Here is a 14,233-nt window from a genome sequence, read left to right on the forward strand (position 1 = left end):
TCCGTTCAGAACCATCGTACATAACAAAAATCTTGCCGGTGAGGTAACAGGGGATGGTTGGGATACATTCTGAATGCCTGTTTGAAACTTCCAGCGCTGAACATTCTGGTTATTGCCTTGAAAGTGTATAGGTTTCCGTCTTTGGATGTCAAAGAAAAAGGAATGACCTCATGGATGCGATCCTCATTCTCCTCATGCCGTATAATGACCGATTCCAATCCGATCGCGTTGTCCAGCCCTTTCTCGTCAATGACGACCGTCATCTCGTATTCCTTACCAGCCTCCACCGTGGCGTCCAATCCTTTTCCCGCATTCACGGAAACGATTTCCACGGCATTCCATCTGCTGTCGACAGCTGCCTTCCAGCCGGCAAGCGTTTTCGCCTTTGCATAATTGTCCGCCGCCAAAACATGAAAGTGTTCCGACAACTTGTTGTAAAATCCGTCATAGTAGTCATCCAGCTGTCTTTTCATCGTGAAGCGGGGAGCTATTTGCGCAACCGAGTTCTTGATGTACTTGACCCAGGTTTCCGGATAGTCTTTTTCTTTCCGTTCATAATATAACGGCAGGATATTATGTTCCAGCAGGAAATAAATTGTTTCCGCATCCAGTTGGTTCTGGTACTGTTCATCCTGATAGGTGGCCTTGTCGGTGATGGCCCATCCCGCCTCCTTGCGGTAGCCTTCGTACCACCAACCGTCCAGCACGGAGAAGTTGAGTACGCCGTTCATCAGAGCCTTCTCACCGGAAGTTCCGGAAGCCTCCGCAAGACGGGTGGGAGTATTCATCCAGATGTCAACCCCGGAAATAAGATGCCGTGCCAGGTCCATGTCATAATTCTCAAGGAAGATGATTTTACCCAAGAATTCAGGACGGCGGGATATCTCCACAATCTGCTTGATGAGCCCTTGCCCGGCAGTGTCGTTTGGATGGGCTTTTCCTGCAAAGACAAACTGTATGGGATGTTCCTGATTGTTCACAATCCGCGCCAGACGATCCAAATCGGTAAACAAAAGATGAGCTCTTTTGTAAGTTGCAAAGCGCCTTCCGAAGCCGACAAGAAGAGCATTCGGATTAAACTTCTCGAAAATGGAGACACCCAATGCCGGGTCAACCTGGCTTTTGAGCCAGTCCCGGCCGCATTTCCACTTGATGTAGGATATCAGTTTGGTTTTCAACCTTTTCCGCATGTTCCATATCTCTTCATCGGGTATATTATAAACGCCTTTCCATATTTCCTGATTGGACTGGTCGTTCATGAAATTCTCATCGAAATTGTCCTTAAACAGCTTTTTCCACTCCGCCGTACACCAAGTGGGAAAGTGTACGCCATTCGTCACATAGCCCACATGGTTCTCTTCCGGGAAATAGCCTTTCCAGAGAGGCGCGAACATCTGCTGTGAAACGGACTTGTGCAGCTTGCTGACACCGTTTACCGCCTGGCTGGTTTTGCAGGCGAATACCGACATGCAGAAACGTTCTCCCTTGTTGCCCGGAGTTTGCCGTCCGAGGTTCATCAACTCGTCCCACGTAATGCCCAGCTTATCAGGATATCCTTTCATATATTTATTGAAAAGCCCCTCATCGAAATAGTCATGGCCGGCAGGCACAGGTGTATGCACAGTGTAAAGCGAGGAAGCCCTAACCAGTTCCATGCCTTGTCCGAAGTCCAGGCCTTCGGATATATAGTCGCATAACCGCTGGATATTGATCAGTGCGGCATGCCCCTCGTTGCAGTGATATACATCTTTCTCGATGCCCAATACTTTTAATGTCATCATTCCTCCGATGCCGAGCAGTATTTCCTGCTTGAGCCGGTTTTCCCAGTCACCGCCATACAGGTGATGGGTAATCGGACGGTCGAACTCGCTGTTCAGTTCATTGTCCGTATCCAGCAGGTAGAGGGAAACACGTCCCACATTGGCCTTCCATACATTGGCATGGACCGTGAAACTGTCGGCATAGGGAACATGGATTACCAGTTGTCGCCCGTCAGGCTGCATCACTTTCTCTATCGGAAGCTGCCCGAAATTCTGTGGGTCATAATGAACCTGTTGCTGCCCGTCCATCGCCAGAGCCTGGTCAAAATAGCCATAACGATATAAAAGCCCTACAGCGCAGAGGTCTACGTTACTGTCCGAAGCTTCCTTCAGATAGTCACCTGCCAATATGCCCAGACCGCCGGAATAGATTTTAAGAACCCTGTCCAGACCATATTCCATGCTGAAATAGGCAACTGACGGACGGCTGTGGTCCGGCTCCACATCAAGATACGCCTTAAAAGTGGAATATACGTTTTCCATCTTACGCATGAAGTTTCCGTCATGTGTCAGTGCCTCCAGCTCTTCATAATCCATCCGTTCCAGAAACAGTACCGGATTCTGTTCCGCCTCTTCCCATAGTTCCGGGTTCAAACCACTATATAAACTCTTCGCATCCTCGTTCCAGGTCCACCAAAGATTATGTGCCATCTCCGCAAATCTCCGCAATTCTGCCGGAAGGTGTGAACCGACTGTAATCTCCCTCCATTGTGGGACGTTTACATGATAACTTGAATATTCCATAACATTTTACTTATTTGATAGTTCATGATTTTTTTCTGTGGAGGTTTCTCCTGTTTCCGGTTCTTCCTGTGGAAATGTCCCGGCTGTACCCTGGAAATTCTCGAGGAACTGTTTTTCCATACTTAGCGATCGTTTCCGTATCCACTTGGAAAAATAGATAACGACAATGATCAGGAAAGATAATATCAGTCCTGACCCCAAAGCGACATTGAAAAGACGGATGATGATACCCATTACGATAATGATACAGATCAACACCTTGATCACTATCATTGATACCAACAGCCCCCTGTTGAACCTGTTGTCCGCCCAAAGTTTGCGGAATTCGACGGAATTGTTTTTCTTCATGATGATGGCGCACAAAAACGGGGATATGATAAGGAGGACAAGAACGAAGCTCAGCAGGCTTCCTTTCATCCCCGGAATACGTCCCATTACCAGAGGATACGCATAGGAGAAGAACAGCGCTATGAAAAACAGGCATACCACCAGATAAAGGGTGACGGATACCAACATGGACCTGATGAGCTTGTGCCAGGAGCCTTGATGTCTTGTGGTCATTGTTCCAGAAGAATAATGCGTCAGGTAATCTTTCAGGAATTGTGGCAAGTGCCTGTCTGCAAAACAGTAGACGGGATCCGACAGTCTTATCATATAAGGAGTAAGGAAAGTGGTGATGACCGATACTGCCACTATGACCGGATAAAGGTATTTGTCCATTACATTCAGACTGATTCCTAACGAAGCGATGATGAACGCAAACTCACCCACTTGTGCCAGGGAAAAGCCGGCTTGTATCGCAATCTTTAGCGGTTGTCCGGAAAGCAACACGCCGAAACTCCCGAACAGGACCTGCCCGCATAGGACCAGTGCCGTCAGGATAAAAACAGGAACGGCATATTCCCATATCATGGCAGGGTCGATCATCATTCCCACTGATACGAAGAAAACGGAGGCGAACAGGTCCTTTACCGGTTGCACGATATGTGCGATTTCTTCCGCTTTATCTGTTTCTGCCAGCAGGGATCCCATGACGAACGCACCCAGCGCGGCGGAGAATCCCGCCTTTGTCGCTATCATCACCATTCCCAGGCATAGTCCCAGGGAGGTTGTCAACAGTATTTCATTGCTAATAAAGCGGTTCAATCTTTTCAGAAGGGTAGGAATCAGATAGATTCCCAATGCTGACCAGAAAATAAGAAAGGCCGCAAGTTTCAATATGCTCTCCAGCATTTCGAAGCCTTCAAAATGCTTGCCTACAGCCAATGTGGAGAGGACCACCATCATGATTACCGCCACCACGTCCTCAATGATTAGTATCCCCAGGACAATACCGGTAAATTTCTGATCGAGAAGCCCCATGTCACTGAATGCTTTGAATACGATGGCGGTGGAGGACATGGACAGCATTCCGCCCAGAAAGATACAGCTCGTGTGTGAGAAGCCCATCGCATTGCCTGCCGTATATCCCAGGAACATCATGCCGCAGACGATGATAACAGTGGAGAATATGGCCGAGGCTCCCACACTTATCAGCTTTCTGAACGAGAAATCCAGTCCTATGGCGAACAGGAGGAAAATAACACCGATATCCGCCCATATCTTGATATTGGCCTGGTCGGAAACAGTCGGGAATAGGGAAATGGAAGGACCTGCCATAATACCGGCCACAATATATCCCACTATGACCGGCTGTCCCAGCCATTTGAAAATGACGGTTATGATACCGGCTATAATCAAGATAGTGGCAAGGTCTGATATTAAAGGGGCAACTTCCGACATAGGAGTAACATTTTATATGGACAACTCGTTAAGGACACGGATCAGGTTTTTGTCAATGGGCTTGTCGTTCTTGATAGCCTGGTCAAAAGGAACATAGACAATCTCATTGTTATGTATGCCTACCATGATATTGTGCTGGTCCTCCATCAGGGCCTGTATGGCGGCCTCACCCAGCCGGCTGGCCAATATGCGGTCGTTGGCACTTGGCGCTCCTCCCCGTTGTAGATGTCCCAGGATAGAGACCCTGACATCATATCCGGGGTATTCCCTTTTTACCCGGTCGGCATAGTGCATGGCTCCGCCATTCTTATTGCCCGGGCTTTCCGTCACGATGACGATGCTGCTGTTCTTGGTCTTCCGGAATCCGCGTCCGATAAAAGTCTCCAGCTGATCCGCATCCGTCCGGTCTTCCGGAATAATGGCGGCCTCGGCTCCCGAGGCTATTGCGCTGTTCTGGGCGAGGAAACCGGCGTCGCGTCCCATCACCTCGACAAAGAAAATTCGGTCGTGCGAGGTGGCTGTATCCCGGATTTTGTCCACACACTCCACAATGGTGTTCAGGGCTGTATCATATCCGATTGTAAAATCGGTACCGTACAGGTCATTGTCGATGGTACCGGGCAGTCCTATGCACGTGACAGGGTATTCCTCGGCAAATATGCGGGCTCCAGTCAGTGAGCCGTCGCCCCCGATGACTACCAGCGCCCCGATTTTTTCTTTCCTCATGGTATCGTATGCCTCTCTGCGTCCTTCCGGGGTGGTGAACGCTTCGGAACGTGCCGTTTTCAGGATGGTTCCCCCACGCTGGATGATGCTGCTCACATCCTCGGTCGTAAGTTCCCTGGACTCGCCCGCTATCAGGCCTTCGTACCCTCTGTAAATTCCTTTGACTTTGAAGCCGTTGAAAATGGCGGTACGGGTCACGGCACGGATTGCCGCATTCATTCCGGAAGCGTCCCCTCCGGAAGTAAGGATTCCTATATATTCATCTTTTTTCATCTATCTCAGTTCTTGTTTTGTTTCATTCTGCCAATATAGCTTTCAGTTTTTTCCGGCAGTGAAAAATACGGCTCTTTATGGTTCCCAAACTCACACCGGTTCTTTCCGCTATCTCACGGTATTTGAACCCTGACAGGTACATCTCAAAAGGTATGAAATGCGACTCCGGTATACTTTTGATGGCATTACGTATCTTTTCCAGGTCATAGTTCCTGTCCACTTCCTCTGTACGGGACTCGTCCATGATCCGCGAATAATATGCAGGATCGGAGGATATGTACAGACGGGTATGACCGACCTCCGCCCGGTAACCGTTGATAAACGTGTTACGCATGATGATAAACAGCCACCCTTTGAAATTCGTGTTCTTGTTGTAACTTTCTTTGTGAAGCATTGCCTTGAGCAGGGTATCCTGCAGCAGATCTTCCGCCTTCTCCCTGTCCGCTGTCAGTTTGTACGCGAAACGGAACAGTTCGTCCTGTACGCTAAGCAGCTCTTTTTCAAAATTGAATTCCTTCATCGGTTGTGCCGGTTCCCAGTTCCGGAAGTGCCTGTTAAAGGCCGGACGGCTCTCCGGACAGGAAAAGCCTGTCCGGCCTTACACCATTCCAGATATGGAATTATTTAACCTCGATAGCCTTGGAAGTTTTTTGTTTTTCTTCCTCCTTCACTTTCGGGATTTCAATGGACAGGATCCCGTGTTCGACTTTTGCGGAAATCTTATCCTTCTCCACGTTTTCAGGTAGCAGGATGGTCTGCTGGAACTTGGAATAAGAGAATTCGCGGCGGAGATACTTCTTGTCTTTCTTCTCCTCCTTCTTCTCTTCTTTCTTTTCCATGCAGATTGTCAGGTTGTTGTTTTCGTCAACATTCACCTTGAAATCATCCTTCGTCATTCCGGGAGCCGCCATTTCAACCTTGTAGTCCTTGTCATTCTCAATGACATTGATGGCAGGAGCCGTAACTCCCGTTTTTGCCAGCCACTCATTCTCGAAGAAATCGTTAAAAATACTCGGCAACCAGTTTGAATTTGTTTTTACAGGTACCATTTTTACCTCCTTTTTTAAATTGTTAATAAATAAAATATTCAAAAAGACAATACAAATCAGTCTGATTGACTGACTCTTATCGTCTGATCATACCTTGTTCGGCTACAGCCTCCGTCCGTCTCCGTATCTCCTCCTGGTCTCCGAGGAAATAGTCCCTGACAAGCACCGGCCGTTCATCAAATTCGAATACATAAGGTACTGCCGTGGGCAGGTTCAAGAGGGATATGTCCGTATCGGAAATATTCTTGAGATGCTTGACTATCCCGCGCAGACTGTTTCCATGGGCAACGACAAGCAGGTTGTCCCTATGCATCAATGTGGGTAGGATGACACATTCCCAATAGGGCATGACACGCATGACGGCATCCTTCAGGGATTCAGTCCGTGGCAGTTCCATTTCGGGAACACCGGCGTAACGGGTGTCGTTCCCCGGATAGCGGGGATCGTCTTCCTTCACCGGCTCGGGCGACACGCCGTAACTTCTCCGCCAGATATGGACTTGTTCCTCGCCATATTTGTCTGCTGTCTCCCTTTTGTTAAGTCCCTGAAGTATGCCGTAGTGTTTCTCGTTCAACCTCCAGCTTTTCTCCACCGGGATCCAGTCTTCATTGAGACGGTCCAGAACACAATTCAACGTTTTCACAGCCCGTTTCAGATAGGATGTGTAAGCCGCCTCAAAAGAGAATCCCGCTTCTTTCAGCATATCACCGGCTTTACAGGCTTCTGCGATCCCCTTATCACTCAGGTCTACATCGGTCCAACCGGTAAAGCGGTTTTCCTTGTTCCATAGGCTCTCGCCATGTCTCAACAATACGATCCTTTTCATGCCATATAGTTTTTATGCAACGGTTATCGAAGGATCCAGATAGACATCCTGAATGGTGTTCAGAAGCGAGACCCCGTCTTTCATCGTCTTCTGGAAGGCTTTTCTCCCACAGATAAGTCCCATACCTCCGGCACGTTTGTTCACCACTGCGGTTACGACGGCATCATGCAGGTCAGATGTCCCATGGGACTCGCCCCCCGAATTGATCAGGCCAACCCTTCCCATATACCCGTTGGCCACCTGGTAGCGGCAGAGGTCTATCGGATGGTCGGAGACCAGTTCCGTATACATACGCCCGTCGGTCTTACCGAATCCGATGGCTTTAAAACCTCCATTGTTGGACGGCAGCTTCTGCTTCACGATATCAGCCTTGATGGTGACCCCGATATGGTTGGCCTGCCCTGTCAGATCTGCTGCCGCATGATAGTCAATCCCGTCTTTCTTAAAACTGCTGTTTCTCAGATAACACCACAATACCGTGGCCATCCCCAACTCATGGGCATATTCAAACGCCTGTGAGACCTCCACAATCTGGCGGCGGCTTTGTTCCGAACCGAAATAGATAGTTGCCCCCACGGCAACGGCACCCATGTTCCATGCCTCCTTCACTGTACCGAACATGACCTGGTCATAACTGTTCGGATAAGTCAGCAGCTCGTTATGGTTCAACTTCACGATGAAAGGAATCTTATGGGCGTACTTACGTGCCACAGCTCCCAGAACTCCGAATGTGGATGCCACGGCGTTGCATCCTCCCTCGATAGCGAGTTTCACAATGTTCCCGGGATCGAAGTAAAGAGGATTGGGTGCAAAGGATGCTCCGGCAGAATGTTCTATCCCCTGATCCACCGGCAGGATGGAGACATACCCGGTATTGGCCAGACGCCCGTGCCCGTACAGGGCTTGCAGGCTCTCCAAGGTGCGTATATTCCTGTCGGAATCCACCCATGCCTTGTCTATCATATTCGGCTCGGGGATATGGATGAGTTTCTTGTCTATTGTCTTGCATACATGGTCCAGGTAGTATCCTGCCTGCGTTCCCAACAAATCAATAATCGTGCTCATGTCAGTCGTTTTTTTATTCCAAATCAGGACTGGCGTTCCCCCAGTTTTGCATCCATGAAAAGGATGCCGCTCTCTCCGGCTTTCTTCATCAGGTTTACGATGTTCAGGAAATTCGCCTCTTCCTCCACCTGCTCCCTGACAAATCCCCAAAGAAAATCACGGGTGGCATTGTCTTTCTCCTCGGAAGCCAGATGTACCAGTTCGTCAATCAATCTGGAAACATGTCTCTCGTGTTCCAAGGCATGTTCAAAGACTTCGGTGGGACTGCCCCAACCCTGTGGAACCACATCGACCTTGTCCACTTTTGCCTCCGCCTCACGTTTGGCCATATATTCGGCGATGGCACATGCGTGTCCTGTCTCTTCCGCCGATTGCTTGCGCATCCAGCGGGCCATGCCGGAAAAACCTTCCTTTTCCAGATAGAAGGACATTGAAAGATACAGGTTGGCGGACCATAATTCCGCAGTAATCTGCCCGTTCAGGGCCTTTTGTAAATTCTCGGTCATAATGAATCTAATTTTTAATGTTGGTACTATTTTTTATTTTTCATATTCAGGGGCAAGCGTGTGCTTGTCTCAAAATATCTGTCAGGACAGGTTGCATCCCGTTTATGAAACATTCCACGGCGATGACCATCAGAATAAGCCCCATCAGTCTCATCATCACATTATTTCCGGTTTCTCCAAGAATTTTCAAAAGCCGCGTTGACACGCAAAGGATAATGAAAGAGAGGAGACAGACTAGGGCGATCACGCAAACCAGTGCAATTTTGAAAATATACTCAGGGGCATCTTCCATCAGTGTTATGCCGCTTGAAATTACACCCGGACCGCACAGCATCGGAACGGCAAGAGGCGTGACGGTGATGTTCCTGGAATATTCTTTTTTCTCGTTCTCGTTCAGTTTCACATGGGTGAAGTGTGCCTGCAGCATGTCATATCCGATTTTAAAGATGATGATACCTCCCGTAATCCGGAAACCATTGGTCGAGATCCCGAAAAAATGGAACAGGAACCTGCCGCACAAGGTGAAAAGTACCAGTATGACGAACGTGAGGGCGCAGGATTTTAAGGCGATGCTCCGGCGTTCTCCGGCACTCATGCCCTCGGTCATCTGCAGGAAAACCGGCATCACTCCGAGGGGGTCCATCAATGTGAACAACGAAGTGAAACACAACATTGAGTATGCGAATATATCCATAGGATGATACTTGTTTTATTTTTAGACCATTATTTTCTCTGTGAACAATAAACTCCGGTCAGATTACACGATTTGACACATCATATGAAGCAGGGCAGCCTGCGTTCATATTCCATGGCCAGGATACGCAACAATTCCATAAACGCCGTACTTACATATATCCGTTTTGTGTACAGCCCCTTGATGAAAGAATGGATGGATGAATCCGTATTCTGGCATAGTACGTGAAGTTCGGATATCTGACGGGATATATATTGTTCATGTTCAAGCAGGGTGTTCAAGGCAGCCAGCGGTGTCGGCCATTGCCGGATGTCACGCCTGATTTCATGGATGGTTACAGCACCTCCTTCATGATAGATGCGGTTCATCATCTGATAGACCTTGCCCATATTGTCCTGTGCCTGTACACTTAGCCATGAGGCCAATATCGGAAGTTGCTGCCCCTCAAAATAGACCTGCAATGACAGGTACAGGTTCGTTGACCAGATTTCTGTATTGATCAATGTGTTTATCGCATATTCAATTCGTTTATCCATGGCTGTTCTGATATTTGAAATTAGACAAAATAAATCGTAATTCATATCCTGCAATAATCATGAATTTATGTGATAGCATCTGTAAACCGGACTCTTATGGAGTCGCAAAATAAATTTTAATATTCACAAGACAAATAGTCATAAAATATATAATTATAATGTCTTTTTGTCACAAGTTTTCTGCAACATTCTCAACAAGATATCCAGTTCTTTTTCTATCATGTTGATCTTCTCGTATATGTAGTCCAGCGTATTATGATAGTGCAGGCAGGCCCTGCATTCCTGCAATTCCCTTGACAGGGAGAGTATTTGTCTCCAAAGTTCCTCTTCTGTATGTCCAGGGGTATTATTGAATGCCATAAATGGATTCAGAGAAACTGTTTGGCATGTAATTTGTGTAATAATAGCCGCAAGTCCCGAAAAGGGGCAGGAATGGAAACAAAAAGGCAGAGAATTCCACTAAAGATAGTAACAGACAGAGGAATGAAAACGGAAGGCGGGACCTGTCCGGTTTTGAAACAAGTTGCTTTCATAATGCGATTATATGACAACTCTGTTCCCTGGAGTTGTGTTTATATAAAGTTAAGCGTGGGAACTTTGGTATTACCGTTCAGAAGTATCCCCATACTCAACAACATATAATACACAAAGCCCCACGCCTATATATACTAATAAGATACATAGCCCGTGGAGCGTCCAATGTATTATCCAGTTGTTGTCTTGAAATTGGGGATTTCCTGAACATGGATAATGCCTAACGCTTACTGTTATTAATCTTTTTTGGTAAAAGACAAGGCAAAAATACTAAAAGAATTGATTCGCGTCAATAAAAATCCAACTTTTTTATTATTTTACTCTCTGCGCCACTGAATTTCATCGCTCTCCGCTCTCCAAATCCCGTGCCCTTCAGCGATAAGTAATCCTGAGTTCATCAATTGCCTCATAAAAGAGCTTTTGTACATCCTAAAATCCGCAACCTGTAATATTTTTGATATCTGGGGTTGCAGATACCTCTCTAAAACGACTCGTTTTCGTAAAGAACCCTAATGGTGCAGTCGCAAGAGACAAAATCCCCTTACCCCATGATGCGACTTGAGGCAATACGCAAAAGGCCACGAAGATTTGAGGCTACCCAAAATCAAATTTGAAGGCCATCATGTATGCATCATTGCTTGTGTATATGTTCAGTATGTGCTGTCTTGCAGTCTTAATCCATTTTGCAGGGACAGAAACATACTTGAATACAAAAGTTTTGATTCTGCTTGTGCGTTTAAGTCCAAAGCTCTTCATGTTTGCGTCAGATATGAGGTGTCTGTAAAAGTTTCGTATTAAAGCGGTCAGAAGCAGGAACACCGTGTTTTCCGCCATGAACGATTTTGGCAGCCGTTTCCAGCCAAAGCCGTTGTTCATGTCGTCCAATACACGCTCAGCACCGCCACGCTTGTTGTAATACTCCACGATGTCACGGTCTGTCGAAGTATAGTCATTTGTCAGTATGCATCTGTATGTATATTCCCCTTCCCACAGGTCGAGTTCCTTGTTGATGCTTCTTTGCCGCTGTATGACAAGGCGGTACGCTTTGCCGACCCATTTCTCTGCAATGATGGAGCATATCTCAAACTCGTGACCGTTTATGTATTCGGTCTTCCATCCGCGCAAGGCAAAGATATCGTCATACAACGATACACACCTGTTTGCGCGGATATAAAAATGCCGACTGTGCTTCTCCACCATTTCCACCATAGCCTCAGAGCATGAGCCACAATCCATCCTCGCACGGTTTATATGTATTCTGGCATTCTCCAAACGCTCAAAAATACGTTTTAGAGTGTCTTCCTGATGGAAACGGACATTGGTATTGCCGTCGCGGTTCTCTATCCCGACGATGACATCGCCGACCGTTGCTATTCCTGGACTGTAACCGGTAAACTTCTTGTAGGTTATTTTTGCGTCAAATTTCTCCGTCTCAATGAACTGGTGGTCAAAATCAAAGTCATATTCATTGTCTGGCAGCAACTGTCCAGTTGCCAGCAATGCATTGACAAGCAGATTGTTAAGGTCGGAAGCCACGTTGAAGTCGTAGCTTTTGCCCGAATCAGACCTGTAGGTCAGATTCGGTGTGGTCAATTCACGAATGGCCCTAAGTATTGTGTCTGCGCTGCATGTACGGAGGGGTGGATGCAAGCAAAGTGCTTCCATAAGGTGTGAGGTCACGTCTTCGACACATGACCCTCCACAGAAATATACGCACATCAGAGAACGTATTATCTCGCTATATTGATAGCCATACACTTTGCTACGCAAACCTAAAGTAGAGTCTATTGTACAAGACAACATCCTGTCGAATTTCTCCATAATTGGAAATATACCACCAAAAGATGTGAGTTTCTCGGATTTTATTTGTACTTTTACCATGCTTGATGAGGTTTTGTTTGACTATTTTTGCAACACTAAGTTAAGTGAATCCTTTGACATGACAAAATCCTGAGCCGCTCGGCTTTGCCGCTTGGCTTGTCCAAGAACTTTTTGTTGTTCAGGATATTATAAAAGTTAAAATTTATAGTGTTGCGGAATTAAGGTAATAACAATACTATGAAATCGTTATTCATATTACAACTTGTATGTTGCGTCATTACAGCCATGCTAGCATTGCAATTAGCCATGGCAAGTTTGCAGGTGAGATGGAAGGTGTGGCGCTACGAAATATCAAGATGGATTCTCGTTGCATCCATGCTATTCTTCTCCGTCCACTACCTCTTACAGATGATTCATGGACTCCGTGCACAAGGTACCGATGTGGGCGCAGCATTCAACATATTGTTCTATACTCCAGTGGCATTTGCCATCACTCTCTCCATAATCAACATAGAGAGCACAGGCAACAAAGTGCGACGGTATTGTTTACGTGGTATGATGGCATACATACTCATCGCCATAGTTTTCGTCATTGGCATGTTCAAAAGTCAAAGTTTACACATTGGCAATATGCTCTATGTGATGCTCGGTCTTTTTGTGGCTAGCATGGCATATTTTATTCTTATCATTCGCAAAGAAACAAAAGCCCGAAAGCAGAAGCTCATGGAGAATTTCGGAATCGACTTGATTCCATACGTGCGCTATTCGCAAGCCAGCATCATTTTGCTATACTTTGCTGCTGGACTCCTTCCTGTAGCAATCCTCTTCAATACCTTATTATATATAATAGGTCCCTTGATATTACTCTCTGTCATCTTTTTCGTCCACACTTTCATTGCTATGGGCTATTACATCACACCCAAAGAAGTCATTCCTGAGGAAAATGACGCAGAAGCAAAAGTCACGGAAGCAGAAGACATGAAAGACGGCAAGAACACTCATGGCACAAATATCTTGACAGCTAATAGAAAGATGGAAATAGAATTAGCCCTCAAGAAATGGTGTGAAGAGGGATTTTATAAGGACTATGAAGTTAACATCTATTCGCTAGCTACCAAGTTGGGATACAAGAAAAACGAACTGACAGAATACTTCAATCAGTCAGAATACACCAATTTTAGAACCTGGCTTAGCGACATTCGTTTTAATGAGGCTGTTCGCATGATGAAAGCCAACCCCGAATATAGCATTGACGCTATTTCCACAGAGTGCGGTTTCTCATCCCACACATGGATTTATCGTATATTCAAACAAAAAACGGGCATGTCACCTAGCCAATGGCGCAAACAGTTTGCCTCCATCTAAATGCGTATTTTTGTAATTTCGCATTAAATAGCATTTAAAAGAGGTGTGTCAGCGTTTTGACACAACCTCTACTTAAAAGATTTAATTTACAATAGTATTGCGGAATTAAGGTACATGAAACCGATAACTTGTCATAGTGGCATTGGGAAAAGCCGTTCAGACGATCCGCATCATGGTCGGCAAAAGATCTAAAGTGACCTCTTTGGCTGTCTTGCGCTTGGAGACATGAATCATTTCAAGCACCTTTATGACGTCTTCAGACTTCGTGCCACGTATCATGGTCACAAGTGTACCTCTGCCACCACGTCCCGCACGATTAGTGACAACAGTATATAATTCTCCGCAGCTTAAAGAAGTCTCGTCAATACAAAGGCTAGGGACCTGAGGTTGTGCCCGCATTCTGACACATTTACATTTGTAGTATTAAATATCCCAATAAAAATATAAGTGTATATTGTAATGGGATCTTAATAGAGGATTAAAAAAATAAAT

At 46.3% G+C, this 14,233-nt stretch carries 14 protein-coding genes; 1 reads left to right on the top strand and 13 read right to left on the bottom strand.

Annotation, left to right across the window (positions count from 1 at the left end; genetic code table 11):
* Window positions 1–5 precede the first annotated feature (5 nt).
* From glgP to KTR07_RS14950, 12 genes are all read right to left on the bottom strand, one after another.
* Window positions 6–2,564 carry an alpha-glucan family phosphorylase gene (gene glgP, locus KTR07_RS14895; RefSeq protein ID WP_217315452.1) on the bottom strand — a complete coding sequence of 853 codons (2,559 nt, stop codon included), beginning with the start codon at window positions 2,562–2,564 and terminating at the stop codon, window positions 6–8.
* A 6-nt stretch (window positions 2,565–2,570) separates the two neighbouring features.
* Window positions 2,571–4,346: a cation:proton antiporter gene (locus KTR07_RS14900; RefSeq protein ID WP_087306319.1), complete on the bottom strand. Its 1,776-nt coding sequence runs from the start codon at window positions 4,344–4,346 to the stop codon at window positions 2,571–2,573.
* Between the two features lie 12 nt (window positions 4,347–4,358).
* On the bottom strand, window positions 4,359–5,345 hold the full coding sequence (pfkA, locus tag KTR07_RS14905) for a 6-phosphofructokinase (protein WP_004308113.1): 987 nt from the start codon (window positions 5,343–5,345) through the stop codon (window positions 4,359–4,361).
* A gap of 22 nt (window positions 5,346–5,367) precedes the next feature.
* Window positions 5,368–5,865, bottom strand: a complete 498-nt coding sequence (locus KTR07_RS14910; protein ID WP_004308114.1) for an RNA polymerase sigma factor — start codon at window positions 5,863–5,865, stop codon at window positions 5,368–5,370.
* A 100-nt stretch (window positions 5,866–5,965) separates the two neighbouring features.
* Window positions 5,966–6,394: an Hsp20/alpha crystallin family protein gene (locus KTR07_RS14915; RefSeq protein WP_004308115.1), complete on the bottom strand. Its 429-nt coding sequence runs from the start codon at window positions 6,392–6,394 to the stop codon at window positions 5,966–5,968.
* A gap of 76 nt (window positions 6,395–6,470) precedes the next feature.
* Window positions 6,471–7,220 (bottom strand): 2,3-diphosphoglycerate-dependent phosphoglycerate mutase, encoded by a 750-nt coding sequence (gene gpmA, locus KTR07_RS14920; protein WP_004308116.1) that lies wholly within the window; start codon window positions 7,218–7,220, stop codon window positions 6,471–6,473.
* A 12-nt stretch (window positions 7,221–7,232) separates the two neighbouring features.
* Window positions 7,233–8,285 carry a class I fructose-bisphosphate aldolase gene (locus KTR07_RS14925; protein ID WP_004308117.1) on the bottom strand — a complete coding sequence of 351 codons (1,053 nt, stop codon included), beginning with the start codon at window positions 8,283–8,285 and terminating at the stop codon, window positions 7,233–7,235.
* Window positions 8,286–8,308: 23 nt separating this feature from the next.
* Window positions 8,309–8,791 carry a ferritin gene (locus KTR07_RS14930; protein ID WP_004308118.1) on the bottom strand — a complete coding sequence of 161 codons (483 nt, stop codon included), beginning with the start codon at window positions 8,789–8,791 and terminating at the stop codon, window positions 8,309–8,311.
* A gap of 46 nt (window positions 8,792–8,837) precedes the next feature.
* Complete coding sequence (locus KTR07_RS14935; RefSeq protein ID WP_087306321.1) at window positions 8,838–9,485, bottom strand: MarC family protein; 648 nt, start codon at window positions 9,483–9,485, stop codon at window positions 8,838–8,840.
* An 80-nt stretch (window positions 9,486–9,565) separates the two neighbouring features.
* The gene (locus tag KTR07_RS14940; RefSeq protein ID WP_087306322.1) at window positions 9,566–10,021 is read right to left on the bottom strand and encodes a ferritin-like domain-containing protein; all 456 of its coding nucleotides are present in this window, start codon (window positions 10,019–10,021) and stop codon (window positions 9,566–9,568) included.
* 153 nt (window positions 10,022–10,174) lie between these two features.
* Entirely contained in the window at window positions 10,175–10,381 is a 207-nt protein-coding gene (locus tag KTR07_RS14945; protein ID WP_087306324.1) for a hypothetical protein, read from the bottom strand.
* A gap of 768 nt (window positions 10,382–11,149) precedes the next feature.
* Entirely contained in the window at window positions 11,150–12,436 is a 1,287-nt protein-coding gene (locus tag KTR07_RS14950) for an IS1380-like element ISBfi1 family transposase (protein ID WP_004312659.1), read from the bottom strand.
* 177 nt (window positions 12,437–12,613) lie between these two features.
* Between KTR07_RS14950 and KTR07_RS14955 the strand changes: the two genes are divergently transcribed.
* Complete coding sequence (locus KTR07_RS14955) at window positions 12,614–13,741, top strand: AraC family transcriptional regulator (RefSeq protein WP_004312658.1); 1,128 nt, start codon at window positions 12,614–12,616, stop codon at window positions 13,739–13,741.
* Window positions 13,742–13,897: 156 nt separating this feature from the next.
* On the opposite strand, the gene KTR07_RS14960 is transcribed toward KTR07_RS14955, so the two are convergent.
* Window positions 13,898–14,140, bottom strand: a complete 243-nt coding sequence (locus KTR07_RS14960; protein WP_004318648.1) for a transposase — start codon at window positions 14,138–14,140, stop codon at window positions 13,898–13,900.
* Window positions 14,141–14,233: the final 93 nt, after the last annotated feature.

It is taken from the genome of Bacteroides sp. MSK.20.82 (assembly GCF_019052485.1).
Taxonomy (GTDB): domain Bacteria; phylum Bacteroidota; class Bacteroidia; order Bacteroidales; family Bacteroidaceae; genus Bacteroides; species Bacteroides thetaiotaomicron.